This is a genomic window from Variovorax sp. J22G73 (genome assembly GCF_030317035.1).
Classification (GTDB): domain Bacteria; phylum Pseudomonadota; class Gammaproteobacteria; order Burkholderiales; family Burkholderiaceae_C; genus Variovorax.
The window spans coordinates 550,842-577,002 of the sequence record NZ_JASZYK010000001.1 but is presented as its reverse complement, the minus strand read 5'-3'; the positions used below and the strand labels follow the sequence as shown (position 1 = coordinate 577,002).

The window sequence follows — 26,161 nt, the reverse complement described above, 5'->3', positions numbered from 1 at the left end:
ACCCCGACACCCGCATCGCCGTCGACACCGCTGTCGACACGAACCTCAACATCACCGATGCCGAGCCCCGCCACATGACCGCCGTGCACGCCATCTACAGCCACTACGTGCTGCACGACCTGTGCTCCTTCGAGGAGCAGGTGCCCGGCGTCGAGCAGATGCAGGCGCGCCGCGACGACGCCGTGGCGCGCGGCCTGCCCTACCTGGTGGCGACGATGAACGGCGCGGTGGTCGGCTACGCCTACGCCACGGCCTACCGCGCGCGCTCCGCCTACCGGCACACGGTGGAAGACTCGATCTACGTCGCGCACGGCATGCACGGCCACGGCATCGGCCGGGCGCTGCTGCAGGGCGTGATCCAGCGCTGTACCGACAGCGGCTTCACGCAGATGGTCGCGTGCATCGGCAACAGCGCCAACGCGGGCTCGCTGGGCCTGCACCAGAAGCTGGGCTTCGAGCGCGTCGGCGTGCTGCGCAACGTGGGCTTCAAGTTCGGCCAGTGGGTGGACACGGTGCTCATGCAGCGCACGCTGCGCTGAGCCATGGTCACGCCCGCCATCGGTGTCGACATTGACATCGCGGTCGCGAAACTGCCCGTGCGCGGCTGGCTCGCGCTGCTGTGCATGAGCCGCCTGCTGCAGGCCATGATCGTCACGGCCTATTCCGGCGTGCTGCCCTTCGTGATGGCCGACTGGCAACTGGGCGCCGCGCAGGCCGGCGCCATCCAGAGCGCCTGGCACGTGGGCTACATGAGCTCGCTGTTCGCGGTGGGCCTGCTGGCCGACCGTTATGGGCCGCACCGCATCGTTCTCTTCGGCAGCGCCTTGAGCGCGGTGGCGGCGATGGCCTTCGCGCTCTTCGCTCGCGGCCCGCTTTCCGCCATGCTGCTGTACGGCCTGACCGGCCTGTGCGCGGGCGCCTCGTACACGCCGGGCCTGCAGCTGCTGGCGCGCAACACCGAACCGGCGGTGCGCGGGCGGGCGATGGGGCTGTTCATCGGCTCGGCGTCGATGGGCTATGCGCTCTCGCTGGCGGTGGTGGCGGCGTGCAGCCACCTGCAGCATTGGCGGCTGGGGCTGCTGCTGGCCGCCGCGGGCACGGCGGCGGGCGCGTTGCTCACGGTGCTGGCGCTGCGCCGCATGCGAGCGCCCGAGCCACCGGTGCCAGGCGCGGTGCGCGAAGGCACGTGGCACGCGTTGGCGGCCACGGTGCGCGACAAGCCCGCCATGGCCGGCAACTGGGCCTATGCCTTCCACTGCTGGGAACTGATGGCGCTGTGGGCGTGGCTGCCGGCGTACCTGGTGGCATCGATGGGTGGCAAGGCAGAGTGGCAATGCGCAGGCGTCGCGCTGGCCGCGCTGGCGCACCTCGTGAGCGTGTTCGGCAGCGTGGCGGGCGGCGCGGCCTCCGACCGGCTGGGCCGCGCGCGGGTGATGATGATGTCGAGCGTCGCCAGCCTGTGCATGTCTTTCGCGTTCGGCTGGCTGTGGAGCTGGCCGCTGTGGCTGCTGGCGGCCGCGGCCGCCGTGTACAACCTGTGCGCCATCGCCGACTCGTCGGTCTACTCGACCGCGCTGGCCGACGTGGTGGCGCCGCACCGGCTCGGCGTGGCGTACTCGGTGCGCTCGGTGATGGGCTTCGGCGCGGGCGCGCTCAGCCCCTGGGTGTTCGGCCTGGCGCTGGACTGGGGGCAAAGGCGCTTCGGCTTCGGCAGCACGCACGGCTGGGTGGCCGCGTGGAGCTCGGTCGGCCTGGGCGCGCTGATGGGGCCGTGGATGATCGCGCGCTTCTCAAGGCTGCAGCGCACCACGGTCGCTCACCGAGCCGCTCACTGAGTCGCTCACTGATCCTCGCCCTCGGTCCACTCGGGGCTGTAGCCGCCCAGCGTCGGGTGGTACATCTCGTCGCCCGAGTGCTGCGTGAACTCGACGTTGAGCCGGTCTTCACGCAGGCCGAGGATGTCGATGCAGTCGCGGCACAACGCCTTGGCCACCTCGAGCCGCAGCTCGGCCGAGCGGCCGCGGCGGATGTCGCACATCAGCACCGACACCTGCTCGGGCTCGCCGTCGACCATGCGCCATACGGCCCCCTCGCCTGCTTCGCGGATCGCGATGCTGATGCGGCGGATGTCCACGCTCATCATGCGTGCGTAGGTTTCGCTGAGCTGCCTCGCGAGGCGCTTCTTGTCGGCCACCGGGTGCTGGCCGTTCACGTCGAGTTGAAGGTAGGGCATGTCAGTCGAGGCCTTCCAGGGTGTGGGCAAGCTTGAACAGCGCGGCTTCGCGGCCTGCGGCCGTCACCAGCTGCAGGGCGACGGGCAGGCCGTCGATGGTACCGACGGGCACGCTGAGCGCGGGCAGGCCGAAGAGGTTCCATGGGCTCGTCAGGGACAAGAGCGCGGCGCGCACTTCCACCGGCGCGCCGTCGATGTGCGGCGCGCGCTCGCCGATGCGCGGCGCCGTCAGGGGCACGGTGGGCAATGCGAGCACGTCGTACTCGTCGAGCAACGCGCCGATGGCGGGCGCCCACGCCGCGCGCCGCGCCTGCGCGCGCAGGTAGCGCCATGCGGGAATGGCCTCGCCGCGGCGCAGGCGCGCAAGCACCTCGGGGTCGATCGACGCGGCGCCGGGCGCCACGTCGTCGGCGTGGGCCTCGAAGGCCTCGCTGCCTTGCAGCGTGGAGAAGACATCGAACAGGTCGTGTGCGTGCGGCAAGTGCGCGGCCAGGTCCACCTCTTCGACCGGCAGGCCCGATGCACCGAGGCGGGCGCGTACCGACTCGGTGAGGCGGCGGTCGGTCGCCCCCAGCACGGACGGCAGCAGCCAGCCGATGCGGCGCGCCCCAGGCGCGTTCGCCAGCGGGGCCAGGCAGCCGTACGCGAGCGCGGCGTCTTCGCTCATGCGCGTGAACAGGCCCACATGGTCCAGCGAGGCCGCCAGCGGGAACACGCCTTCGGCAGAGATGGCGCCGTACGCCGGCTTGAAGCCCACCACCCCGCACAGCGCGGCCGGCACGCGCACCGAGCCGGCGGTGTCGGTGCCCAGCGCGAGCGGCACCATGCCCGCGGCCACCGCCACGGCGCTGCCGCCGCTGCTGCCGCCGGACATGCGCGCCGGATCCCACGGGTTGCGCGCGGCGCCGTGCACCGAGCGGTCGCCGGTCGCGCCGTAGGCGAACTCGTGCAGCGTGGTCTTGCCGACGACGACCGCGCCGGCCTCGCGCAGTTGCGCGACGCAGGCCGCGTCTTTTCGCGCGACATGCCCCAGGTACAGCGAAGAGCCCCGCGTGGTGGGCCAGCCCGCGACATCGACGATGTCTTTCACGGCCACCGGCATGCCGTGCAGCGGCCCGCGGTCGATGCCCTGGCGCAGCGCGGCATCGGCGCGCGCGGCGGCGGCGCGTGCACCCTCGGCATCGACGTGCGTGAAGGCGTTGAGCGGCGCGCCGAGCCGCTCGATGGCGGCGAGCGAGGCGTCGACCAGCTGCGCCGACGTTCGCCGGCCTGAGCGCAGGTCGCGCGCGAGGCCGGCGATCGACTGCGTGGCGAAGAAACCGTCGCGCAAGCTGCCTTGCGAGTTGGTTTGTGTCATCGCGGCAGCGCCGGCGCGCCCTTGTAGCCCAGCAGCGGGTCGTACAGATCGGTGCGCCGGTCGCGGTGCAGGTCGTTGAACTGGTTCCAGATGGGCGCGCTGCGCGCGGCGCCGAGGTCCACGTCGGCGTAGAGGATGGTCTCTTCGTCGGGCCCGGCGATGCGGCCCACGGGCCAGCCGTTGGTGCCCGCGATCAGCGAGTTGCCCATGAAGCCCGCGCCGCGCTCCTGCCCCACGCGGTCGGCCGTGGCGATGAACACGTTGTTCTGGTGCGCGGCCGCGATGGTCAGGTATGCCGCCATGCAGGTGCCGCTGGCGTCGTACAGCGGCGGCGGCGTCCACACCCAGTTGGTCGGTATGCAGATGATGTCCGCGCCCAGCTGCGCGAGGATGCGCGGCGCCTCGGGAAACCAGATGTCCCAGCACACGAGCAGGCCGATGCGGCCGATCCGGGTCTCGAACACCGGGTAGCCCTCGTTGCCCGGCGTGAACCACAGCTTCTCGTTGTTCCACAGGTGCGTTTTGCGGTAGCGGCCGATGTAGCCCTCGGGGCCGACGAGCACGGCCGTGTCGAAGAGCTGCAGGCCGTCCTGCTCGACCAGGCACCCGACGATGTACACGCCGTGCTGCGCGGCGAAATCGGCCCAGCCCTGCACGCTCTCGCCGCCGGGCACGGGCTGCGCATGCGCATAGGCCTCCTCGCGGCTGCTGAAGCAGTAGCCGGTGGTCGCGAGCTCGGGCAGCACGATGAGCGTGGCCCCGTGCTGCACGGCGGCCGTCAAGCGCTCGTGCACGGCCTGCGCGTTGCGCGCCAGGTTGTCCACGCCGACCTGCGGATCGAACTGCACCACGGCCACGCGCACGGGGCTGGCGCGCAGGCCCGGGGTGGCGTCGGCACTGGCGTCGATGGCGGCGACGGCGGCTTGTGAAGGAACGGATGGTGTCATGAGATTGCTCTTTCAGGTTTCAAATTAAAACCAGATGGATGCTAGCCATTCCAGTTTTACTTTGCAACCTGAATGGCAATGCGATCTACACTCGCCCACCGAAGGAAAAAGCCATGGCCCAGAGAAAAAGCCTGAAGAACGACGCGTGCCCGATGGCCCGCGCGCTCGAAATCGTCGGCGACCAGTGGTCGCTGCTCATCATTCGCGATGCGTTCGACGGCATGAAGCGCTTCGGCGAGTTCCAGCAAAGCCTGGGCGTGGCGAAGAACATCCTGGCCGACCGGCTGAAGTACCTGGTGCAGGAAGGCGTGCTCGACCTGGTGCCCGCCTCCGACGGCTCGCTCTACCACGAGTACGTGCTGTCGGCCAAGGGCAAGGGCCTGTTCCCGGTGGTGGTCGGCCTGCGCCACTGGGGCGAGGCGCACCTGTACGCCAAGGGCGAGCCGCATTCGGTGCTGGTGGAGCGCGACAGCGGCAAGCCGGTGCCGAAGATCGAGCTGCGCACGCGCGACGGCAAGCCGCTGCACCCGGACCTCACGTATGTGAAGAAGCTGCCTGTGAAAGCCTGAGCCCCGACGCCCGGATCACCAGGTCACCCGGACGCCTCCCAACCGGCCACAGTCGGCCACAGTCGGCCACAGTCGGCCACAGTCGGCCACATTCAACTAGAGCAGGCTCTCGCTGATGAACGGAAACAGCAGCCACAGCTGCAGCCGCGTGCCGAAGTCCACGCCCGGGTCGCTCTCGTACACCGTCTCGGCGCCGTTCACGCTGCCCACCCATTGCAGCCGGTCGCCGGGTTGCGCGAGCCGCAGCCTGAAGCTGCCCACGGCGCGTACCCGCTCGGCCAGGCTCAGCACGTTGCGCGCGAGCTCGGGCGAATCGACCAGCATGCCCAGCTCGGTGTTCACGCGCGACGAGCGGAAGTCCATGTTCATGGAGCCGACGAAGGTGGTGCGCCGGTCGATGACGATCAGCTTCGAATGCGAGCGCCCGATGGACGCGTGCAGCGCGGCGGCAATGAGCGAGTCGTTCTTCAGCTGGCTCGAATCGGTCTCGTACAGCTCGGCGCCCAGCTTGAGCATCTCGACGCGGTAGCGACCGTAGGCGGCGCTGGCGAAGGGCTCGTCGTTGGAGGCCAGCGAGTTGGTGACCACCTCGACGCGCACGCCGTTCGCGCGCGCCTGGCGCAGCCCCGCCATGCCGGGCTGGCCCGGAATGAAGTACGGCGAACCGACCACCACTTCGGACGTGGCGTTGGCCATGGCCCTGCCCGCGCGGGCGGTGACGGTGGTGTCGTCCACGCCGCTCTCGGCGCGGCCGCTGACCTTTTCGGGGTCGTCGGAAAACACGTCGATGGCGCCGTGCAGCAGCTTGAGCGGCGGGTGCTGCAGGTCGGCGCTCAACGGCAGGTAGCCCAGGATGTCGGTCTTGTCGGCCGCGGGCGAGGGGTAGGCGTCGATGGCGTCGACCGTGAGCGCCTCGAACTCGGCCTGCAGTTCGGCGGGGGCCTTGCGGCTGGTTTCCAGCGCGTGCAGCGGGTAGATGCGCGGGCTGTTCCAGTAGATGTCGAAGATGGCGGCCATGCGTGGCACGGCATCGCCCGCCACGAGCAGGTCGAAGTCGACGAAGTTGCCGCCCTTGCTGCCGAAGAAATACTCGTCGGCGATGTTGCGCCCGCCGGCCACGGCGAAGGCGCCGTCGGCCACCAGCATCTTGTTGTGCATGCGGTGGTTCACGCGCGAGAAGTCGCCCAGCGCCATGACCCAGCGCGTGAGCGCGAACGAGCGCCCCGAGGGAAAGGGGTTGAAGAGCCGCACCTCCACGTTCGGGTGGGCGGCAAAGGCCAGCAGCATGCGGTCGCTGTCGGCGGTGTAGAGGTCGTCCACCAGCAGGCGCACGCGCACGCCGCGCCCGGCGGCGTCGCGCACGGCCCGCAGCAGCGTGTGGCCGGTGACATCGTTCTGCAGCAGGTAGTACTGCAGGTCGAGCGTCTTCTGCGCATGGCGCACCAGCGTGAGCCGCGCGTCCATCGACCAGGCGCTCAGCGGCAGCGGGCGAAAGCCCGACTGCGTGCCGGGCGGCGCGCTTTGCGCGGCGATGCGGCTGAGCAGCTCGTCGGCCGACGCCGGCACCGCCGCGCTGGGCGTGCGCTGCACCGAGGGCGGCAGCGACGCGCAGGCCTGCAGCAGCGCCAGCGCGCCCGCCGCCGCGAGCAGCGCCAACCAGCGCGTGAACATCCGGGCGGCCGGCATCGGTTCGCTTGCTTCGCTTGCTTTGCTTGCTTTGCTTGCTTTGCTTGCTTTGCCTGCTTCGCTTACTTTGCTGCCGCAGCAGCAGCCGCCTTGGCCTTGGCGGCCAGCCCGGCGAACTCCTCCTTGCCGAAGGCGGTGCCGAACAGGCCCCAGCCGCCTTCCGCCGCCTCGGTGAGGATCACCCAGGTGCGCGCCGCCTGGCCCGGATCGCCCGAGAGCTTGGCGACGATCTCGGTCGCCTCCTTGGTGATCTGCTTCTGCCCTTCGCGGTTCAGCGAGCCGGGCGGCGTGACGATCTGCACGCGCACCGTGCGCGCCTGCGCCGTGGTGGCGGTCTGCACCGCCGAGGCGGGCATGCGGTGGATGTAGGCGGCGGTGTTGTCCAGGTGGAACGGGCCGGGGTTGGCCACGCCCTCGGCACGCAGCACGGCCAGGGTGAGGGCCTCGCCGAGCTGGCGGTCGGCATCGGCGGGGAACATGTCTGCGGCGGCGTAGACGTCGATCATGGGCATGGGAGGCTCCTCGGAGAACAAAAGTGAAAGCGAAAAAGAAAAGGCAGGACGGGTCAGGAACGGAACGGCCTGGATGGTCCTTTCTGAATGATGGTCATCATCCAAACGCAGGATGATGATGAACATAATCCTCAGCGTCAAGCATTTGCATTCACGCCGCACCGAGGACGTTTCAAGCCACATGGGCCATTCCAAAGCCAACAAGGAACAAAGCCACGAGCGCATCGTGCAGACCGCCGCCGCGCGTTTCAGGGAAGAAGGCGTGGACGGCCTCGGCGTGGCCGACCTCATGAAGGAAGCCGGGCTCACGCACGGCGGCTTCTACCGGCACTTCGCGTCGCGCGACGAGCTGGTGGCCGAGGCGGTCGAGTGCGCGCTGAGCGACGGCGGCCGGGCCGTGGAAGCGGTGGCGGCATCGAAGGAAAGCCGCGAGGTGGTGGCGGGCCGGCTGGTCGACGCGTACCTGAGCACCGCGCACCGCGACGGCCTGGCCACCAGCTGCGCCGTGACCACGCTGGCCGGCGACGTGGCGCGCAGCAACGAGCGCACGCGCGCGGCATACACGCGCCAGGTGAACACCTACCTCGAACTGCTGGCCAGGCTGGCGGCGGCGGAAAAGTCGACCGTCAAGCGGGCCAAGGCCATTGCAGCGCTGTCGTCGCTGGTGGGCGCGGTGTCGCTGGCCCGTGCGGTGAACGACGAGGCGCTGTCGCGCGAGATCCTGAAGGGCGCGGGGGACGAGCTGAAGGCGTTGCTGGGCTGAAGCCGCTGGTGGGGTGAACCCGTTGCCGGGTTGGCGCCCGCCCTACTCCCCCAGCAGCTCCCCGATCGGCTGCAGGTCTTCCACCCGGTCGCAGATCGCCTTGATCACCATCGTGATCGGAATGCCCAGCAGCAGGCCCCAGATGCCCCACAGCCAGCCCCAGAAGATCACGCCCACGAACACCGCCACCGGGTTCATGCGGCTGGTGCGGCTGGTGAGCCAGGGCATCAGCAGGTTGCCGATGAGCGTGTGGATGGCCAGCGACACGCCGCCCACCACGATGCCCATCTGCAGGCTGTTGAACTGCAGGAATGCCACCAGTCCCGCGGCCACCAGCACGATGACCGAGCCGATGTACGGAATGAGGTTGGTCACCGCCGCGATGATTCCCCACACGGCCGCGTTCTCCACCCCGATGACCCAGAACGCCAGCCCGGTCGCCACGCCGACGATGACGCTCACCAGGATCTGCACCAGCAGGTAGCGCTCGATGTTGCGCGTGATGTCGTCCAGCACATGCACCGTGACCTTCTTCTTCTGCAGGCTGGAGCCGGTGATCTTGATGAGCTTGCGCCTGAAGGTGTCGCCCGAGCACAGCGCGAAGTACGTGAGAAAGGCCACCAGCGTGAGCTGCCCCATGGCGCTGAGCAGGCCGACGGTGCCGCTGAGCAGGTAGTCGCGCACGTTGAAGCCGGGCCGCTCGATGATCACGCGCGCCACGCCGCGGCGCGAGGCCACGCGCGCGGAGTTTTCTTCGGCCGCCTTCTCGAGCTGCGCGGCGGCCTGCTGCACGCTTTCCAGCGGCGTGGCGCTGGCGCCCTTGTCGCGGCGCATGGCCTGCCCCAGCTTCTGCGCGGCCACGGGCAGCGAATCCAGCAGCTGCGAGGCGCTGCCCGACAGCGAATAGCCGGTCCAGCCCAGCCCGCCGAACAGGCCCATCAGGATGAGCGCCGCGCCGACCCAGCGCGGCAGCCGCCAGCGGTGCAGCATGTCGACCAGCGGCGACAGCGCGTAGGTGAGCAGCAGGCTCAGCATCAGCGGAATGAACACGGCCTGGCCCCACTGCAGCGCGAACACGCTGGCCAGCACGGCGAGCACCACGAGCGAGGCGCTGCGCACGTCGACGGGCATGTGCAGCAGCAGGCGTTTGCGCTCACGCTCGCGCGCGGGCTCTGCCTGCAATTCGCGGGACACACCATCTTGCGACGGCGCTTCGGGCGCGGGCTGCGCGGCAGCCGCCTGCGGAGGCTCGGCCGCCGGCGCATCCGGCGCAGGAGACTGGGGCACCGGAGCGTCAGGCGCGCGTGCGGGCGCGGGCTGGGGAATGACGTCGTTCATCGCGCTTCCTTCAACACTTCGCGCACCGCGGCAAGCTGCCGGCGCGACACGGCCACGGGTTCGGGAATGGCGTCCAGGCGCAGCGCCCAGCCCTCGGCGTCTTCGCCGTCGTCGTACTTCTCGAGCGCGCGAATGGCCGAGCGCGCCACCAGCGCGTTGCGGTGCACGCGCAGGAAGCGGTGGGGGTAGCGCTCCTCGAACTCGTTGAGCGAGCCGTCGAGGATGTGGCTGCGCGTGGCGGTTCGCACGGTGAGGTACTTGAATTCGGACTTGAGGTAGAGCACCTCGGACAGCGGCACGCGCTCGGCGCGGCCGCGGTCCTGGATCAACACGGTTTCGGGGGCGGTGGGCGCGACGGGCGCGGCCGGTGCGCCGGCCTGCAGCGCGCGGCGCTCCTTCAGGAAGCGCTCGGCCTTCTGCAGCGCCTGCTGCAGCCGCTCGGCGCGCACGGGCTTGGTGAGGTAGTCGACCGCGTCGAGCTCGAAGGCCGTGACCGCATGCGTCGCGTGCGCGGTCACGAACACCACCGCCGGCGCGTCGGCGCGGCTGCGCAGCGCGCGCGCCACCTCGATGCCGTCGACGCCGGGCATGTGCACGTCGAGCAGCACCAGGTCGATGGCCATGGTGGCCAGGTGCTGCTGCGCCTCGGCGCCCTGCGAGGCCTCGGCCACCACCTCGGCGGCGGGCGAGGCGCAGTCGCGCAGCAGCGTGCGCAGGCGGGAGCGCGCCAGGGCTTCGTCGTCAACGATCAATGTCTTGAGGGTCATGATTCAGCGGGGATGGCGATGCGCACCCGGTAGTTTTTCTGGTCCATGCCGGCGCTGAACTGCATCTGCATGTCGTGCAGCAGCCGCAGGCGGTCTCGCACGTTGGCCAGCGCGATGCCGTGGCCGCGCGGCAGCGGCTGGTCGGCCCAGCGCAGCGGCGGCAGGCTGTTGACCACCTCGATCACCACCATGGCGCCGCGCCGCTCGGTGCGGATGCGCAGCTTGGCGCCCTCGGGGCTGGGCTCCACGCCGTGCTTGATGGCATTCTCGACCAGCGGCTGCAGCAGCAGCGGCGGCAGGCGGGCGCTGCTGGCGGCGGCGTCCAGGTCCCAGCGGATGCGCAGGCGGTCGCCGAAGCGCACCTGCTCGATGGCCAGGTAGCGCTCGGCCAGCGCAATTTCGTCGGCCAGCGTGCCCGATTCGCCCGGGTCGGCCAGCGCCTGGCGAAACAGCTCGGCCAGGTCTTCCAGCATGGTCTCGGCCTTGGCCGGCTCCTCGCGCACCAGCGCGATGGCGCTGTTGAGCGTGTTGAACAGGAAGTGCGGGCGGATGCGCGACTGCAGTTCCTCGAGCCGCGCCGTGGTGGCCGCGGGCGTCTGGCCGCGCGCGCGCAGCACCATCGCCGCCATCACCAGCCCGGCGAACAGCGCGCCGGTGAGGCCGCTGGCCAGCCAGGGCGCATGGGCCAGCACGCCGGTCAGCCGCAGCAGGCCGCAGCCATACAGGGCGGCCAGCGCACCGAGCACGGCGCCGGCCGCGTACTGCCATTGCTTGGGCAGGCGCCGCAGGGGCTTCTTCAAGCCGCAGGCGGCCACCAGCCACATCAGCGTGGCAGGAAGCGCACCGCCCGTGACGGTGGCGGCCTGCACCAGCCATTCGCCGGGCGTGGACACCACGAACAGCGTGGCAATGGCGACCACCGCCTCGACGAACACCACCGTGCGCAGCACCACGCCGATCTGGCACGCATCGAAGATCGAGGGTTCGGCGCGCAGGGGGGCGCGCGTCTTTTCCTGAACCGGCGTGGACGACGACACGGACGTGGGGTTGGGGGTGGCGTTGGCCGATAAAATCGGCGGGTTGCGCATCGCAGACATCTGATCCATCGGGTGACCAACCCATTATTGCCTCCTGGACGGCTCCCATGACCCAAAACCAACTCGACAAGAAATCCGAAGCCTGGTCGGCCCTGTTCTCCGAACCCATGAGCGACCTCGTGAAGCGCTACACGTCCAGCGTGTTCTTCGACAAGCGCCTGTGGCAGGCCGACATCCAGGGCTCGCTGGCCCATGCCGGCATGCTCGCCGCGCAGGGAATCATCGGCGTGCAGGACCACGCCGCGATCGAACGCGGGATGGCGCAGATTCGCGCCGAAATCGACTCCGGCGCCTTCGAGTGGAAGCTCGACCTCGAAGACGTGCACCTGAACATCGAGGCCCGCCTGACCCAGCTGGTCGGCGACGCCGGAAAGCGCCTGCACACCGGGCGCAGCCGCAACGACCAGGTGGCCACCGACGTGCGCCTGTGGCTGCGCGGCGAAATCGACCTCATCGGCGACCTGCTGGTCGAGCTGCAGAAGGCGCTGGTGGACATCGCCGAGAAGAACGTCGACGTGATCCTGCCCGGCTTCACCCACCTGCAGGTGGCGCAGCCGGTGAGCTTCGGCCACCACATGCTGGCCTACGTGGAAATGTTCAGCCGTGACGCCGAGCGCATGGGCGAAGTGCGCCGCCGCGTCAACCGCCTGCCGCTGGGCGCCGCCGCGCTGGCCGGCACCAGCTACCCGCTCGACCGCGAGCTGGTCGCCAGGACCCTGGGCATGGACGGCGTGTGCCAGAACAGCCTGGACGCCGTGAGCGACCGCGACTTCGCCATCGAGTTCACCGCCGCGGCCAGCCTGTGCATGGTGCACATCAGCCGCATGAGCGAAGAGCTCATCCTGTGGATGAGCCAGAACTTCAGCTTCATCCAGATTGCCGACCGCTTCACCACGGGCTCGTCGATCATGCCGCAGAAGAAGAACCCCGACGTGCCCGAGCTGGCGCGCGGCAAGACCGGCCGCGTGGTCGGCCACCTGATGGCGCTCATCACGCTCATGAAGGGCCAGCCGCTGGCCTACAACAAGGACAACCAGGAAGACAAGGAGCCGCTGTTCGACACCGTCGACACGCTCAAGGACACCCTGCGCATCTTTGCCGAGATGATCGGCGGCATCACCGTGAAGCCCGAGGCCATGGAGGCCGCCGCGCTGCGCGGCTACGCCACCGCCACCGACCTGGCCGACTACCTGGTGAAGAAGGGCCTGCCCTTCCGCGACGCGCACGAAACCGTGGCCCACGCCGTGAAGGCCGCCACCTCGCACAAGGTCGACCTGGCCGAGCTGCCGCTGGCCGTGCTGCAGCAGTTCAACCCCAGCATCGAGAAGGACGTGTACGACGTGCTGAGCCTGCGCGGCTCGCTGAACGCGCGCAACATCCTGGGCGGCACCGCGCCGGCGCAGGTGAAGGCGCAAGTGGCGCGCCACCGCGCCCGCCTCGGCTGATCAGCTGCGCAGCTGAACCCCTGACTGACCGACCGACAGCGACCGAAGCCGCGCCGTGTTCTACGCCATCCCGCTCGAGAACAGGCCGAGCTGGCGCAACCCGCCGTGGATGACGGTGCTGCTCATCCTGCTGAACATGGTCGTGTTCTGGGGGCCGCAGCGCAGCGAGGACAACGCGCGCGAGCGCGCCGCCCAGTACTACGTGACCAGCGTGCTGCCCCAGCTGGAACTGCCGCCCTTCGTGGAATGGCTCGAAAAGAGCGACCCGAAGCGCGGCAAGATCGCGCGGCGCATGCTGCCGCACGACGAGGCCTACCCGCAACTGCTCGAAGGGCTGCAGAACGACAAGAAGTTCCTGGCGCGGCTGCAGGCCGAGCAGGTCGTTACGCCCGCGAATCCGCAGTACGGCGAGTGGAAGCGCGACCGCCAGCAGTACGAGGCGATGCTGCCCGCGCCGTTCACCGCGCGCTGGTCGCAGGACTACACGAAGGACGCCGAGTTCAAGCCCTGGACCTGGATCACCAACGCCTTCCTGCACGGCAGCACCGGCCACCTGCTGGGCAACATGCTGTTCCTGTTCCTGTTCGGCTTTTCGGTGGAACTGGCACTGGGCCGCGGCACCTACCTGGCGTTCTACCTGCTGGGCGCGGTGGGTGCCTCGATGCTGGCGGGCTGGGCCTATGCCGGCAAGGACGGCTACGGCCTGGGCGCCTCGGGCGCCATCTCGGCGCTGATGGGCATGTACGCAGTGATGTACCGGCTCAAGCGCATCCGCTTCTTCTACCAGCTGTTCTTCTATTTCAACTACGTCACCGCGCCGGCCCTTCTGCTGCTGCCGGCGTGGATCGTCAACGAGCTGATGCAGCACTGGCTGGGCGGCCAGGGCATCGCCTACATGGCCCACCTGGGCGGCCTGCTGACCGGCGCGGCGCTGATGACCGCCGCCCTGCTGCTGCGCCGCGTGCAGGCGCCCGAGGCGGTGGCGGGCCCCGAGCCCGACCGCTTCGACGAGCATGTGGCCGCGGCGCAGAAGCACGGCGCGGCCATGCGCTTCGACAAGGCCTGCGCCGAGTGGCGCGCCGCCGCCGCGCTGCGCCCCGGCGACACCGACACCCTGCGCGCCTGGTTCAACACCGCGCGCCTGCAGCCCGCGAGCGACGACTTCCACCACGCCGCGCGCCGCATCTTCCGCCTGCCCGCCACCGAGCCGAACACGCTGGCGCTGCAGCACGCCAGCTACAAGACCTACCTCGACCAGGCCAAGCCCGGCGCGCGGCTGAAGCCCGACGACATGGCCCGGCTGGCGCGCCGCTTCGCGCGCATTCGCCAGTTCGACGACGCCGACCGGCTCTGCGCCATCCTGCTGAAGACCGCGCCCGAGCACCCCGAGCTGGCCGACACGCTTTCGGTGTGCGCCAACGGCCTGCTGCATGCGGGCCAGCGCGAGAAAGCCATCGGGCTGCTGCCGCACCTGCTGCGGCTCGCGCCCAACGACATGGTCACGCGCGCGCTGCAGCGCGCCTGACGACGGCACGGCGGCACGGCGGCGGCCGTCGACCCGCACCCTGTCACGGGGCTGTCACGCCAACCCGGTGCCAACCTTCGCGCTGCCTCGTGCCACCTTCACGCCACCTTTTCGTCGTGGCACCGCAATTGCAGTAAACCGCGTGTAAAGCCGCCCCCAGCCCCCGCCGCCTCGTTGAACTTGAGGCCGCTCACCTGCTCCATCCGGGGGCCTCGCCCCCATTTCCCTACTTCCATAACCTGTCTGATGCCTGACCACACCCCCTCCCGCTTCGCCCTGCTGTTCACGGCCCTGGCCATCGCCGCGCTCGCAGGTTGCTCGCGCACCAGCGTGGAGACGCCCGGCACGTCGAAAGCAGCCGCCGCACCAGAAAAGGAAGTCGGCACCGTCACCCTGAAGCACGAGACGCTGGCGCTCAGCACCGAGCTGCCCGGGCGCACCATGGCGCCAGTCATCGCCGAGATCCGCCCGCAGGTCGGCGGCATCCTGAAGGAGCGCCTGTTCACCGAGGGCTCGCAGGTCAAGGCCGGCCAGGTGCTCTACCAGCTCGACCCGGCGCCGCTGCAGGCCGCGCATGCCAGCGCGCAGGCCAGCGTGCGCAAGGCCGAGTCGGCCCTGGCCACCTCGCGCACCGTGGCCCGGCGCAACGCCGAGCTGGTGAAGATCGACGCCATCAGCCGCCAGGTGTTCGACGAGTCGCAGGCCAGCGAGCAGCAGGCCGAGGCCGACCTCGCCGTGGCGCGCGCGGCCGAGCAGACCGCGCGCATCCAGCTGGGCTACACGCGCATCACCTCGCCGATCACGGGCTGGGCGGAGCTGTCGAACGTCACGCCCGGCGCATTGGTTACAGCCAATCAGGCGGCGGTGATGACCACCGTGCAGCAGCTCGACCCGATTCATGTGCACGTCACGCAGTCGAGCAGCGAGCTGCTGCGCCTGAAGCGCGAGCTCGCCAGCGGCCGGCTGCAGCGCGCCAGCGACGCCGAGGCCCGCATCCAGCTGGTGCTGGAAGACGGCAGCAAGTACCCGCACGCCGGGCGCCTCACCTTCAGCGGCGTCACGGTCGATGCCGGCACCGGCAGCGTCACGCTGCGCGCCGTGGTTCCCAACCCCGACAGGCTGCTCATGCCCGGCATGTACGTGCGCGCCGTGCTGCAGGAAGGCGTGAACGCCACCGCGCTGCTGGTGCCGCAGCAGGCCGTGACGCGCGCGCCCGACGGCAGCGCCTCGGCGCTGGTGATCGACGGCGAGAGCAAGGTCGCCAAGCGCGCCATCCATGTGGGCCGCGCGGTCGGCACGCGCTGGCAGGTGCTCGACGGCCTGGCCGCGGGCGACCGCGTGATGACCGAGGGCTCGCAGCGCGCGAAGGTGGGCGACAAGGTGAAGGTGGTCGACCTGGGCGCCAAGGCTGACAACGCCGACAAGGCTGCCACTGGTCCCGTGGCCAGCGCAAAGCTCGATACGGCCGATCCAGCCGATCCGGCCGATGCGGCCGGCGCCGCCCCCGCCCCCGTGGCGCGCTGAGGACCGAGCGACATGGCGCAGTTCTTCATCGACCGACCCATCTTCGCGTGGGTGCTCTCCATCGTCGTCATGCTGGCGGGGCTCATGGCCATCCGCACGCTGCCGCTGGAGCAATACCCCGACATCGCGCCGCCGCGCGTGTCCATCAACGCCACCTACACGGGCGCTTCCGCCAAGACGGTGGAAGACTCGGTCACCCAGGTCATCGAACAGCAGCTCAAGGGCCTGGACAACCTGCTGTACATGCAGTCGACCAGCAACTCGTCGGGCGTGGCGCGGCTGTCGCTCACCTTCAACGCGGGCACCAGCATCGACGTGGCGCAGATGCAGGTGCAGAACAAGCTGCAGCAGGCCATGTCGCGCCTGCCGCAGCAGGTGCAAAGCCGCGGCGTCACCGTGACCAAGGGCGGCAACGACTTCCTGATGATCGTGTCGATGTACTCCGGCGACGGCAGCGCCTCGGCGGTGGACGTGGGCGACTACATCTCCAGCAACCTGGTGGACATCATCAGCCGCATCGACGGCGTGGGCGAGGTGCAGACGCTGGGCACCGGCTACGCCATGCGCCTGTGGCTGGACCCCGACAAGCTGCGCAAGTACGCGCTGATGCCTTCGGACGTGAACAGCGCCATCACCGCGCAGAACGCGCAGGTGTCGGCCGGCCAGCTGGGCGCGCTGCCGGCCAGCGCGCAGCAGCAGCTCACCGCCACCATCACCGCGCGCAGCAAGCTGAAGACGGTGGAGCAGTTCGAGAACGTGGTGCTGCGCGTGACGCCCGACGGTGCCGTGGTGCGCCTGAAGGACGTGGCGCGCGTGGAGCTGGGCGCCGAGAACCTCACGGTGCGCTCGCAGCTCGACGGCCGCCCCGGCGCGGGCCTGGGCGTGGTGCTGGCCGACGGCGCCAACGCGGTGCAGGTGGCCGAGGCCGTGAAGGCCAAGGTCGAGGAACTGAAGCCGCTGTTCCCTAACCAGCTGCAGACCTTCGTGAGCTACGACACCACGCCCTTCGTGAGCGCCTCCATCGACGAGGTGGTCAAGGCGCTGGTGGAAGCCATGCTGCTGGTGGTGCTGGTGATGTACGTGTTTCTGCAGAACCTGCGCGCCACGCTCATCCCGGCCATCGCGGTGCCGGTGGTGCTGCTGGGCACCTTCGGCGTGCTGTCGATGGCGGGCTACTCCATCAACACGTTGACCATGTTCGGCATGGTGCTGGCCATCGGCCTGCTGGTGGACGACGCCATCGTGGTGGTGGAGAACGTCGAGCGCGTGATGCACGAGGAGGGCCTGTCGCCCAAGGAGGCCACGCGCAAGTCGATGGCCGAGATCACGCCCGCGCTGGTCGGCATTGCGCTGGTGCTGTCGGCGGTGTTCATTCCCATGGCCTTCTTCGGCGGCTCCACGGGCGTGATCTACCGGCAGTTTTCGATCACCATCGTCTCGGCGATGGCGCTGTCGGTGTTCGTGGCGCTCACGCTCACGCCGGCGCTGTGCGCCACGCTGCTCAAGCCGGTGCGCGAGGGCGCGCATGGCGAAAACGCCGCGCCGCGCCGCGGCCTGCTGGGGCGGGTCGACCGCTTCTTCGCGGCCTTCAACCGCGGCTTCGACCGAAGCGCCGACCGCTACGAAGGCATCGTCGGCGGCATCGTGCGGCGCGGCAAGCGCAGCATGGTGGTGTACCTGCTGATCGCGGGCGTGATGGCGCTGCTGTTCATGCGGCTGCCCACCTCCTTCCTGCCCGACGAAGACCAGGCCTTCCTGCAGGTGCAGGTAACGCTGCCGCCGGGCGCGTCGAACGCGCGGCTGCAGCCCGTGGTCGAGCAGGTGCAGCAGTACTTCGGCAAGCAGGACGAGGTGCTGAGCGTGAACGTCATCACCGGGCAGAACGGCGACCAGAGCTCGGCGCGCGCCTTCGTCAAGCTGAAGGACTGGGCCGAGCGCACGGGCAAGGGCCAGTCGGCCGCCGAGCTGACGCGGCGCGCAAACAAGGACCTGTCGACCATCCGCGACGCGCGCATCTTCGTGCTGCTGCCGCCGGCGGTGCGCGGGCTGGGCGCCAACGCGGGCTTCAACTTTCACTTGAAGGACATCAACGGCCTGGGCCACGACGCGCTGGTGAAGGCGCGCGACCAGGCCATCGAGCTGCTGGGCAAGCGGCCCGAAGTGGTCAATGTGCGCAGCAACAACCTGGACGACACGCCCGAGTTCGCGGTGGACATCGACGACGCGCGCGCCGGGGCGCTGAGCCTGGCCACGTCGGACATCGACAGCACGCTGTCGAGCGCCATGGGCGGCACCTACATCAACGACTTCCTGGACAAGGGCCGCGTGAAGCGCGTGTACATGCAGGGCGACACCGACTTCCGCATGCTGCCGGCGGACATCGACCGCTGGAGCGTGCGCAACAGCCTGGGGCAGATGGTGCCCTTCCCCGCGTTCTCCAGCTCGCGCTGGAGCTACGGCTCGCCGCAGCTGCAGCGCTACAACGGCAGCCCGAGCTACGAGTTCGTGGGCGACGCGGCGCCGGGCGTGAGCTCGGGCGACGCCATGGCCGCGGTGGACGAGGTAATGAAGCAGATGCCGCCGGGCATCGGCTACGAATGGACCGGTGCCTCCTACCAGGAGCGGCTGTCGGGTGCGCAGGCGCCGATGCTGTACGCCATTTCGATCCTGTTCGTGTTCCTGTGCCTGGCCGCGCTGTACGAGAGCTGGTCGGTGCCGTTCTCTGTGATCCTGGTGGTGCCGCTGGGCATCGTGGGGGCGCTGCTGTTCACGAGCTTCCGGGGGTTGAGCAACGACGTGTATTTCCAGGTCGGGCTGCTGACCACAGTGGGGCTGTCGTCGAAGAACGCGATTCTCATCGTCGAGTTCGCCAAGCAGCTGCAGGAGCAGGGCAAGGGCGTGGTCGAGGCCACGCTGCAGGCGGTGCGCCTGCGGCTGCGGCCCATCTTGATGACCTCGCTGGCCTTCGGCTTCGGCGTGCTGCCGCTGGCCATCGGCACCGGCGCGGGCGCGGGCGGACGCCAGTCGATCGGCACCGCGGTGCTGGGCGGCATGGTGGTGGGCACGGCGCTGGGCATCTTCTTCGTGCCGCTGTTCTTCGCGTTGATTCGCGGATGGCTGGCCGGGCGGCAAAAGCCCGCGAAAACGGAGGCCGTCACCGAACACGCGGCAGACCGCGCGGCGGAACAGGGAGGCCATTGATGAAGCGCGCACTTCCCTCGTCCCTGCTTCCCCGCCTGCCGCTTCGCTCGGTCGCGCTCGCGGCCTTTGCATCGGCCGTGCTCGCGGGCTGCGTGAACCTCGCGCCCGACTACGTGGCGCCGGCTTCGCCCGTGCCGCAGGCGCTGCCCGCTTCGGGCGTGCAGGCAAGTACTCCAGCCGCGCCGGTCGATGTCGGCTGGCGCAGCTTCTTCGTCGACACCAGGCTGCAGGGCACCATCGAACTCGCGCTCGCCAACAACCGCGACCTGCGCGTGGCGGCGTTGAACATCGAGCGTGCGCGCGCCCAGTACGGCATTGCGCGCGCCGGCCTGTTCCCCACGGTGGACGCCAGCGCGGGCGGCAGCCGCTCGCGCACGCCGGGCAGCCTGTCGAACAGCGGCGAGCCCCGCATCGCCTCGCAGTACAGCGCCGACCTGGGCCTGACGAGCTACGAGCTCGACCTGTTCGGCCGCGTGCGCAACCTGAACGAAGCGGCGCTGCAAAGCTACTTCCAGACCGAAGCCACGCAGCGCAGCACGCAGATCAGCCTGGTCGCGGCCGTGGCCACCGCCTGGCTGCAGCTGGCCGCCGACGAGCAGCGCCTGCAGCTCGCGCGCGGCACGCTCGACAGCCAGCGCAAGTCCTTCGAACTCATCGAGCGCAGCCACAGGCTCGGCGCGCAGTCGGGCCTGGCGCTGGCGCAGGCGCAGAGCACGGTCGATGCGGCACGCGCCGACGCCGCGGCCTTCGACAGCCAGGTCGAGCAGGACCGCAACGCGCTGGCGCTGCTGGTCGGCGCCACGCCGCCGGCGGAGCTGCTGCCGGTGGTGCCTGCGGCCGGCGCAGCAAGCACCGACGAACCGGCCATCACTGCACAGTTGCTGGTGCCCCCGCCCGACCTGCCCTCCAGCGTGCTGCAGCAGCGCCCCGACGTGCTGGCCGCCGAGCACGCGCTGCGCGCGAGCAATGCCGACATCGGCGCGGCGCGCGCGGCGTTCTTTCCGCGCATTGCGCTGACGGCCTCGGCGGGCACGGCGAGCAGCACGCTGTCGGGCCTGTTCACCAGCGGCAGCAAGGCGTGGAGCTTCGCGCCTTCGGTCAGCGTGCCGATCTTCGACGGCGGCGCCAACCGCGCGAACCTCGGCGTGGCGCAGGCGCAGCAGAAGATCCAGGTCGCCACCTATGAAAAGGCGGTGCAGACGGCCTTCCGCGAAGTGGCCGACGCACTGGCCGAGCGGCGCACGCTGGCCGAGCGGCTGGCCGCGCAGCGCTCGCTGCTGGGCGCCACCTCGCGCAGCTTCGAGCTGTCGCAGTCGCTGTTTCGCAGCGGCGCCAGCAACTACCTCGACGTGCTCGACGCGCAGCGCGCGTACTACGCGGCGCAGCAGAGCCTCATCAGCCTGCAGCTCACCGAGCAGACCAACCGGCTGGCGATCTACAAGGCGCTGGGCGGCGGCTGGAAGGAAAGCTAGGGGGCTGTGGACGAGGTAGGCGCGGCAGGCGCAGGGGGCGCGCTGGCAGCGGCGTCGGCCGCCGGGCTCGCGGGCATGGGCCGCAGCAGCCAGCGCACTTCCTGCGTCTGCTCGCTGTTCGGGTAGCGCGCTTCCATCGTGCTCAGGATGGGCTGCGCCATGTCGGCGCGGCCCAGGCCCTGCACCAGCGCGCGGGCGGCCAGCTCGTAGGCCTGCGGAATCGTCTCGTGGCCGCGAAAGCGCTTGTCGAAGCCCGACAGCAGCGCCAGCGTGGCGTGGGCGTCGCCGCCGCGCCACTCGGCGCGCGCCATGGCGATGACCATGGCCGCGTCGTCGAGCGAGAAGGCCTTGTCCTTTTCCTTGCAGGCCTTGAAGACCTTCAGCGCCTCGGAAGTCAGGTCGCGCCGCATCAGCAGCGGAACGAAGCGCCGCGCGTGGTCGAGCAGCGTGTCCTTCTTGTCGGGCATGAGCGCCAGCACGCGGTGGTAGCGGCGCTGCGCGGCCAGGTCGTCCGAGGCGGCGGTGCGCTGCGCCTCGTAGGCGATGCCCAGCGCGGCGGGCAGGTCGCCCTCGGTCACCAGCTGCGCCACCTCGGCGTCGGTGCGCTGCGCCGCGATCTGCTCGGGCGTGCGGCGCTCCACCGGGCCTGCGCCGTCGATCTCGCTGCCCGCCACCGCGTCGAAGCCGAAGGCCTCGTGGTGCTGGAACATCACATAGCCCAGCAGGCTGGCCATGACCCAGCCGAAGTAGATGAAGGCGAAGTTGACGATGGGCAGCACGATGCGACCGTCGAACATCGGCAGCACCAGCGACAGCGCCACCTGCGCGCCCGTGCTCAGCAGGAACAGGAAGAAGCACAGCAGCGCGTACGGCCAGCCGATGGTGCGCATCGTCTCCATCACGTAGCCCGGGTTCATCGCCTGGAAGAAGCTGCCCGACTGCACCAGCACGATCACCGCCGCCGGGAAAGTGAACGACATGACGAACAGGCCCACCGTGCCCAGGATGGGCGCGTAGTACGCCAGCCACCCGATGAGGAAGGCCTGCGCCAGCGAAATGGCGAACAGCTTCCACGGCAGGTAGGTCCACTCGTCGCTGGACTCGCGCCCGAAGTCGGCCGAGTCGCGGATGCCGCGCGCGCCCAGCGCGATGACCTTGAAGCCGTAGCGGCTGGCCGCCAGCATGATGCCGATCTCGATCAGCACCAGCGCCAGCGCGTCGGGCAGGAAGAAGATGCCCTCGAACAGCAGGCTGCAGAACGACAGGATGAGCCCGTACGCCAGCGGCCGCAGCTGGAACGGAAAGGCGAAGAAGCTGTTCAGGCGGTGCCAGAACGGCGGTGGGGGCGGCAACGAATCCCGGATGGCGAGCATGGCGGCGCCTGCTTTCTCTTTGGAGTGCGAAGGGGTGTGGAGGGAGGCGGGATCGGCGGGACTACTTGCGGAAGAAGTCGCTCTGGCTCATCGCGCCGCGCCCGCCCAGGCGCACCACGGTGCTGTCCTCGGCGTGCACCAGGCGCATCTGGCCGAGCTCGCGCTCCAGGCGCTGGTGAAAGCTGGTCTTCAGCTGCAGCGCCGACTCGCCCATCTTCAGCACGTTGGTGCCCTTGACGACGGCGCTCCTGCGGTCGGGAGCGACCTCGACGGAATCGATGTGGTAGTCGTACTCCACTGCCAGGATGCTGCCGGTGCGCTCGGTCACCTGCTGCAGGTTCTCGAAGGTCTTGTGCACGCCGCGGCAGGCGCTGTCGCGGTCGTGGGTGGTCGACTCGGTGCGGCCCATGACGGTGGTGCTGCTCTCTATCACCACCTTGCGGCTGAGCTGCTTGCACAGCCGGTCGGCGTCGCGCGCGGCAATGGCGCGGGCCTCGTTCTGGTAGTAGTCGCGCACCATGGGCTCGTCGAGCTTGCGGCCGCCCACGAAGAAATACCAGGCGCCCACGCAGAGCGCCAAGACGATCGCAATTTGCTTCATTCCTTCTCACCCGCGCTGGTGCGCCCCTCGTTTTGCGGCGCAGTATACGTTTACAACTTGTGTTTGCGAATGTTTCTGAAGGTGAGCTTCCGGCGGCTTGAATCCGGGCGGCGGGACAGCCCGTATATCTGGCATGCGCACCGATGCCCGACAATCCGCGGATGACTGCACCCAGCCCCGACGCCGAACTGATGGCGCTGATCGACCGGATCGGCCATCGCGACGAAGCCGCCCTGCGCCAGCTCTACGACCGCACCTCACCCAAGCTCATGGGCCTGGCGATGCGTGTCGTGCGGCAGCGCGAGTGGGCCGAGGACGTACTCCAGGAAGCCTTTTTGACGGTCTGGCGAGTCGCCGGCGACTATCGCTCCTCGCTCAGCCCGCCACTGGCGTGGCTGGGGCTGATCGTGCGCAGCCGGGCGCTCGACCTGTTGCGCCGGCGCACCGCCGACCGGGCGCAGCTGACCCAGGAATTCGACGAGCTCATGGCCGACCAGATGGAGTCGGACGCCCCCAACCCGATCGACACGGCCGATGCCAGCGAGCAGGCCTGGGCGCTGCACCAGTGCCTGGCCCAGCTCGAGGGCCGGCAACGCGAAGTGGTGAGCCTGGCCTACCTGCGCGAGATGAGCCACGGCGAACTGGCCGAGCAGCTGAAGCTGCCGCTGGGCACCGTCAAGACATGGATCCGGCGCGGGCTGGAAAAACTTCGCGTCTGCATGGGACGCTTCGCTTGAGGGTGACGAAGAAGACAGGCCTGCCATGAAACTCACTGCCCACCCCGAACTGCTAGAAATACTTGCCGCCAGCCACGCGCTCGGCACCCTGCGCGGCGGCGCCCGCCGCCGCTTCGAATCCATGGCGCGCGAACAGGCGCCGGTGCGCGCCGCGGCGCTGGTCTGGCAAGGCCGGCTCGCGAGCATGACCGAGCTGCAACCCTCGGTGGTGCCCGACCCCGCCGTGTGGACGCGCATCCGCAACATGATCGACGCCGAGCAGGCGAAGGTCGCCATCGAGCGCCAGCGCGACGCCGCCAACGCCCGCGATGCCGCCAAGCCGCAACCCGGCGGCTGGCTGCGCAGCCTGGCGTTGTGGCGCGGCGCCACGGCCGCCGGCGCGCTGGCCACCGTGCTGGCCGTGGTGGTCGGCCTCAACCTGCGCGACCAGCTGCAGAACGCACCGGTGGTGCAGTACGTGGCCGTGCTGTCCGACGATCAGTCGGCCGCCTCGATGCTGGTGACCTTCGACCCGAAGAAGAAGCAGCTGTCGCTGCAGCGCGTGGGCAGCTACAGCGAAGGCGACGACAAGTCGCTGCAGCTGTGGGCCCTGGCGCCCGGCGCCGCGCCGCGCTCGCTCGGCGTGATGGACAAGGCCCCGGCGCTGCGCCTGGCCGCCTCGCAATCCGACGTGCAGGCCGTGCCGACCCTGGCCGTCACGCTCGAAGCCAAGGGCGGCGTGCCGCCGGGCAGCGGGCCCAAAGGCCCGGTCGTGTTCAAGGGCGCCCTCATCGAGAAGACAATCTAGGCTTTCATGCCGCCACGGCGCCGCGAGGCGCCGTGAGAGAAACCCGCCTTGTCCTTCGCCTTTTCGCCACTTTCGATCCGGTCGATCCGCTCGATGCCTTCGATGAAAACCGCGTTCGCCGCGCTCTCCAAGGTCGCTGCCCTCGCGCTGCTCACCGCAGCGCTCGGCGCGCACGCGCAGTCTTCCTCCTTTTTTCCGCAGGAAGCCGAGACGGCCGCCGCCGAGGCCGCCCTCGCCCGCGACTACCTCGCCGCCAAGGAGCGCTGGCACAACGAGCTGGCCGCCTTCGCGCGCGCCGACCAGGAGCGCTTTCCATCGCCCGGCGGCGTGGTGTTCGTCGGCAGCTCCACGGTGCGCATGTGGACGCGCCTGCAGCAAGACTTTCCACGCGTGCCCGGCGGCGTGGTCAACCGCGGCTTCGGCGGCTCCACGCTGAACGACTGCAGCCTGTTCGCGCGCGACCTCGTGGTGCGCTACAAGCCGCGCCAAGTGGTGGTGTACGCGGGCGACAACGACCTGGCCGAAGGCCGCACGCCGCTGCAGGTGCTCGACAGCTTCGCGCGCTTTGCCAACGCGGTGCGCGCCGAGCTGCCCGACACGCGCATCAGCTTCGTGTCGGTCAAGCCGAGCCCCTCGCGCGAGCAGCTGCTGCCGCAGATCCGCGAGACCAACCACGTGGTGTCGGCCTACCTCAACCTGCTGCCCAACAGCGAGTACATCGACATCTACACGCCCATGCTCGGTGCCGACGGCCGCCCGCGCATGGAGCTGTTCCGTGGCGACAAGCTGCACATGACCGACGAAGGCTACCGGCTGTGGCACGCGGTGATCGCGCCGCACCTGCCGAGCATCGCGCCGGCACCGACGGCCTCGCTGCCCTGACGGGGCCGGGCCGGGCCGAGCTCGAGCCTGCGTTCAGGCTCAAGCTCAAGCTCAAGCTCTTGCAGGTTCCGTCGGCACGTCGTCCGCCGGCGGCGGCACATCGGCCCCGCGCGTGAACCGCGCCACGAAGTACATCCCCGCGAACACCGCCACCAGCAGCAGCGCGTCGCCCCACCAGGGCCGCGCCGTCTGGCTGTCGCCATAGAAGGCCAGTACCAGCAGCACCGCCACCAGGTGCGCGCAGAACACCGGCAACGAGGCCGAGCCCATCGCCTCCAGCCAGCGCAGCCGCGGAATGCGGCGCATCAGCCACGGGCCGAAGCGCACCGCCACGATGCCCAGCGCCACCAGGTTCACCAGCCGCAACGGGCCGAGCTGCCACTTGTCGAAAAGCAGGTTCAGTTCCACGTCGCCACCGAAAGGCGCCTGCCCGTTGATGCCGTGGTGGCGCCAGTACAGGCCGTACAGCGCAATGCCCGCGGCCAGCGCCAGCAGCCATGGCGGAAAGCGCAGCGGCTTCGCGTCGGGCCCGCTGCGCGTCGCGCCGATGCACAGCCCCGAGAACCATAAAAACTGCCAGGCGTAGGTGTTGAACGCGCCCATCTCGTGGAACGGCACCGGCACGCCCAGGTAGTGCACGGCCAGCCCGTAGACCCACTCGCTCAGGCCGAACTGCGCCGCTCCCCACACGACGGCGCTCGCCACCATCACCCAGGTCCAGCCGTGGCGCATGGCAAAGGCCAGCACCCAGGGGCTCAACAGCATGAAAAAGATGTACATCGGCAAGATGTCCAGCAGCGCGGGCTCGTAGACCAGCAGCAGCCCGAACAGGAAGCCGTCGCGCGGCTCGGCCAGGTAGTAGGACACCAGGTTCTTCACCGCCGGCTGGTCGATGTGCAGGCCCACCGCCGCGATCACCGTGAACAGGAACAGCAGGATGGCCGCCTGGCAGAGGTACACCTTCACCACGCGCCGCCAGAAGGCCTGGCGCATCGAGTCGACCCCGCGCGCGAAGCCGATGCGGCTGTACACCAGCCCCGCCACGAAGGCCGACAGCAGCACGAAGCCTTCGGCGGCGGAGACAAAACCGAAGGGCTGGCCCAGCGGGTCGGTCAGCCGCGTGGGCAGGTGGGTGACGGTCATCAGCACGAGCATCAGCCCGCGCAAGGCGTCTATTTCCCAGTAGCGTTTCATCGGTGGCGGCGAGGTCTTGGTGGCGGTCCGCGCGGCACACGCAAGACAGCCCCCGATTGTAAGAAGAGTGGCGTACGCCCGGCTCGCCGCACGGCGACATATGACCCTTGGCACTGTCGAATTGACGTGCAAATCGGCTACGCTGCGCGCT

The 26,161-nt window shown here is 69.7% G+C and carries 23 protein-coding genes; 12 read left to right on the top strand and 11 right to left on the bottom strand.

Translation table 11 applies throughout. The annotated features are described in order from the left end of the window. Window positions 1–74 precede the first annotated feature (74 nt). Together QTI51_RS02575 and QTI51_RS02570 are read left to right on the top strand one after the other, a co-directional pair. Window positions 75–539, top strand: coding sequence for a GNAT family N-acetyltransferase (locus QTI51_RS02575; protein ID WP_286513732.1), 465 nt, complete (start codon window positions 75–77; stop codon window positions 537–539). Between the two features lie 3 nt (window positions 540–542). Next, window positions 543–1,835 (top strand): MFS transporter, encoded by a 1,293-nt coding sequence (locus QTI51_RS02570; protein ID WP_286512978.1) that lies wholly within the window; start codon window positions 543–545, stop codon window positions 1,833–1,835. A 5-nt stretch (window positions 1,836–1,840) separates the two neighbouring features. Here the strand turns inward: QTI51_RS02570 and QTI51_RS02565 are convergent, their stop codons facing one another. From QTI51_RS02565 to QTI51_RS02555, 3 genes are read right to left on the bottom strand one after another with little or no spacing between them, the layout of a single operon-like run. Further along, window positions 1,841–2,233 (bottom strand): tautomerase, encoded by a 393-nt coding sequence (locus QTI51_RS02565; protein ID WP_116908297.1) that lies wholly within the window; start codon window positions 2,231–2,233, stop codon window positions 1,841–1,843. A 1-nt stretch (window position 2,234) separates the two neighbouring features. Further along, complete coding sequence (locus QTI51_RS02560; RefSeq protein ID WP_286512980.1) at window positions 2,235–3,590, bottom strand: amidase; 1,356 nt, start codon at window positions 3,588–3,590, stop codon at window positions 2,235–2,237. Then, complete coding sequence (locus QTI51_RS02555; RefSeq protein ID WP_116908299.1) at window positions 3,587–4,537, bottom strand: nitrilase family protein; 951 nt, start codon at window positions 4,535–4,537, stop codon at window positions 3,587–3,589. Before QTI51_RS02555 ends, QTI51_RS02560 begins: the two co-directional genes overlap by 4 nt. 113 nt (window positions 4,538–4,650) lie before the next feature. On the opposite strand from QTI51_RS02555, the gene QTI51_RS02550 reads away from it, so the two are divergent. Further along, entirely contained in the window at window positions 4,651–5,106 is a 456-nt protein-coding gene (locus QTI51_RS02550; protein WP_116908300.1) for a winged helix-turn-helix transcriptional regulator, read from the top strand. A 96-nt stretch (window positions 5,107–5,202) separates the two neighbouring features. Here the strand turns inward: QTI51_RS02550 and QTI51_RS02545 are convergent, their stop codons facing one another. Then, the gene (locus QTI51_RS02545) at window positions 5,203–6,792 is read right to left on the bottom strand and encodes a phospholipase D family protein (protein ID WP_132748740.1); all 1,590 of its coding nucleotides are present in this window, start codon (window positions 6,790–6,792) and stop codon (window positions 5,203–5,205) included. Window positions 6,793–6,854: 62 nt separating this feature from the next. Continuing rightward, window positions 6,855–7,304: a tautomerase family protein gene (locus QTI51_RS02540; protein WP_116908302.1), complete on the bottom strand. Its 450-nt coding sequence runs from the start codon at window positions 7,302–7,304 to the stop codon at window positions 6,855–6,857. A 181-nt stretch (window positions 7,305–7,485) separates the two neighbouring features. Here QTI51_RS02540 and QTI51_RS02535 point away from each other — a divergent pair, with 181 nt between their 5' ends. After that, complete coding sequence (locus QTI51_RS02535) at window positions 7,486–8,067, top strand: TetR/AcrR family transcriptional regulator (RefSeq protein WP_116908303.1); 582 nt, start codon at window positions 7,486–7,488, stop codon at window positions 8,065–8,067. A gap of 42 nt (window positions 8,068–8,109) precedes the next feature. Here the strand turns inward: QTI51_RS02535 and QTI51_RS02530 are convergent, their stop codons facing one another. From QTI51_RS02530 to QTI51_RS02520, 3 genes are read right to left on the bottom strand one after another with little or no spacing between them, the layout of a single operon-like run. Then, complete coding sequence (locus QTI51_RS02530; protein WP_116908304.1) at window positions 8,110–9,405, bottom strand: AI-2E family transporter; 1,296 nt, start codon at window positions 9,403–9,405, stop codon at window positions 8,110–8,112. Then, window positions 9,402–10,172, bottom strand: coding sequence for a LytR/AlgR family response regulator transcription factor (locus tag QTI51_RS02525; RefSeq protein ID WP_116908305.1), 771 nt, complete (start codon window positions 10,170–10,172; stop codon window positions 9,402–9,404). The genes QTI51_RS02530 and QTI51_RS02525 overlap by 4 nt, the downstream gene beginning before the upstream one ends. Then, window positions 10,169–11,260 (bottom strand): sensor histidine kinase, encoded by a 1,092-nt coding sequence (locus QTI51_RS02520; protein WP_503011480.1) that lies wholly within the window; start codon window positions 11,258–11,260, stop codon window positions 10,169–10,171. Before QTI51_RS02520 ends, QTI51_RS02525 begins: the two co-directional genes overlap by 4 nt. Before the next feature lie 56 nt (window positions 11,261–11,316). On the opposite strand from QTI51_RS02520, the gene argH reads away from it, so the two are divergent. From argH to QTI51_RS02495, 5 genes are all read left to right on the top strand, one after another. Next, window positions 11,317–12,714: an argininosuccinate lyase gene (argH, locus tag QTI51_RS02515; protein ID WP_116908306.1), complete on the top strand. Its 1,398-nt coding sequence runs from the start codon at window positions 11,317–11,319 to the stop codon at window positions 12,712–12,714. A 55-nt stretch (window positions 12,715–12,769) separates the two neighbouring features. Beyond that, window positions 12,770–14,239: a rhomboid family protein gene (locus tag QTI51_RS02510; RefSeq protein WP_116908307.1), complete on the top strand. Its 1,470-nt coding sequence runs from the start codon at window positions 12,770–12,772 to the stop codon at window positions 14,237–14,239. Between the two features lie 246 nt (window positions 14,240–14,485). Beyond that, complete coding sequence (locus tag QTI51_RS02505; protein ID WP_116908308.1) at window positions 14,486–15,763, top strand: efflux RND transporter periplasmic adaptor subunit; 1,278 nt, start codon at window positions 14,486–14,488, stop codon at window positions 15,761–15,763. 12 nt (window positions 15,764–15,775) lie between these two features. Beyond that, window positions 15,776–18,964 (top strand): efflux RND transporter permease subunit, encoded by a 3,189-nt coding sequence (locus QTI51_RS02500; RefSeq protein ID WP_116908309.1) that lies wholly within the window; start codon window positions 15,776–15,778, stop codon window positions 18,962–18,964. Further along, entirely contained in the window at window positions 18,964–20,436 is a 1,473-nt protein-coding gene (locus QTI51_RS02495; protein ID WP_286512988.1) for an efflux transporter outer membrane subunit, read from the top strand. Before QTI51_RS02500 ends, QTI51_RS02495 begins: the two co-directional genes overlap by 1 nt. Here QTI51_RS02495 and QTI51_RS02490 read toward each other — a convergent pair. After that, the gene (locus QTI51_RS02490) at window positions 20,433–21,809 is read right to left on the bottom strand and encodes a tetratricopeptide repeat protein (protein WP_116908311.1); all 1,377 of its coding nucleotides are present in this window, start codon (window positions 21,807–21,809) and stop codon (window positions 20,433–20,435) included. The two genes, QTI51_RS02495 and QTI51_RS02490, sit on opposite strands and share 4 nt — an antisense overlap. A 61-nt stretch (window positions 21,810–21,870) precedes the next feature. Further along, the gene (locus tag QTI51_RS02485) at window positions 21,871–22,410 is read right to left on the bottom strand and encodes a hypothetical protein (protein ID WP_116908312.1); all 540 of its coding nucleotides are present in this window, start codon (window positions 22,408–22,410) and stop codon (window positions 21,871–21,873) included. Between the two features lie 161 nt (window positions 22,411–22,571). Here QTI51_RS02485 and QTI51_RS02480 point away from each other — a divergent pair, with 161 nt between their 5' ends. The 3 genes from QTI51_RS02480 to QTI51_RS02470 all read left to right on the top strand — a co-directional run bounded on the left by QTI51_RS02480 (window position 22,572) and on the right by QTI51_RS02470 (window position 24,816). Further along, window positions 22,572–23,147 carry an RNA polymerase sigma factor gene (locus QTI51_RS02480; RefSeq protein ID WP_286512992.1) on the top strand — a complete coding sequence of 192 codons (576 nt, stop codon included), beginning with the start codon at window positions 22,572–22,574 and terminating at the stop codon, window positions 23,145–23,147. Between the two features lie 25 nt (window positions 23,148–23,172). Continuing rightward, window positions 23,173–23,934 (top strand): anti-sigma factor, encoded by a 762-nt coding sequence (locus QTI51_RS02475; RefSeq protein WP_116908314.1) that lies wholly within the window; start codon window positions 23,173–23,175, stop codon window positions 23,932–23,934. 102 nt (window positions 23,935–24,036) lie between these two features. Then, window positions 24,037–24,816 carry an SGNH/GDSL hydrolase family protein gene (locus tag QTI51_RS02470; RefSeq protein WP_116908315.1) on the top strand — a complete coding sequence of 260 codons (780 nt, stop codon included), beginning with the start codon at window positions 24,037–24,039 and terminating at the stop codon, window positions 24,814–24,816. A 51-nt stretch (window positions 24,817–24,867) separates the two neighbouring features. On the opposite strand, the gene opgC is transcribed toward QTI51_RS02470, so the two are convergent. After that, window positions 24,868–26,010, bottom strand: a complete 1,143-nt coding sequence (gene opgC, locus QTI51_RS02465) for an OpgC domain-containing protein (RefSeq protein WP_116908316.1) — start codon at window positions 26,008–26,010, stop codon at window positions 24,868–24,870. Between the last annotated feature and the right edge of the window lie 151 nt (window positions 26,011–26,161).